General features: G+C 48.2%; 1 protein-coding gene. It reads left to right on the top strand.

Annotation, left to right across the window (positions count from 1 at the left end):
* A partial coding sequence (locus ACFIKB_RS09645) for a hypothetical protein (RefSeq protein WP_375653552.1) occupies nucleotides 1-556 on the top strand: 556 nt, incomplete at both ends.

Below are 556 nucleotides of genomic sequence, written 5' to 3'. Positions count from 1 at the left end.
ACACTCTGAACCAAACGGGGCGCATTGTTTCGCAAAAGCGGATAGAACTCTCAACCGATGGCACCTTGACGCTGGGTAAGACAAGTGAGGTTGGTGGCTATGATGTCGCGCTGAAGGCAGGCACACTCGCCCAAGCTGGGCTTATAGAGGCGCAAGGCGGAGTACTTACTCTCAACAGCCATAATGTTTTAAGCAATTCCGGTATCATGGTGGGCGGTGTTGTTGATGCGAAGCTTGGGTCTTTAGCCAATTCCGGTCAGCTTTTAGCCATTGACAGCTTTACGCTTATGGCAGAAAGCCATGATCCGTCATTGGGGCAAGTTGCTCTGGTTTTAAATGGTGAAGACGGTGTACTCAAAAGTGGTGGCGCTTTTGTTTTAACCGCCGATGTTTTGGACAATGCCGGCAGTATTGGTTCAAGTGGTGATGGGGTTGCGCTCAATGTGAGCGCTGATATGAGCAATAGCGGGCTGATTTATGCTAAGAAATCTGCCATTTTCTCCTTAGATGGGGATTTTATCAATAAGTTTGCCGATGTCATTGCTGAAGACAATCT

The organism is Bartonella sp. MR110HLJHH (assembly GCF_042194225.1).
GTDB lineage: Bacteria > Pseudomonadota > Alphaproteobacteria > Rhizobiales > Rhizobiaceae > Bartonella > Bartonella grahamii.
This window is presented reverse-complemented; position numbering and strand designations above follow the sequence as displayed.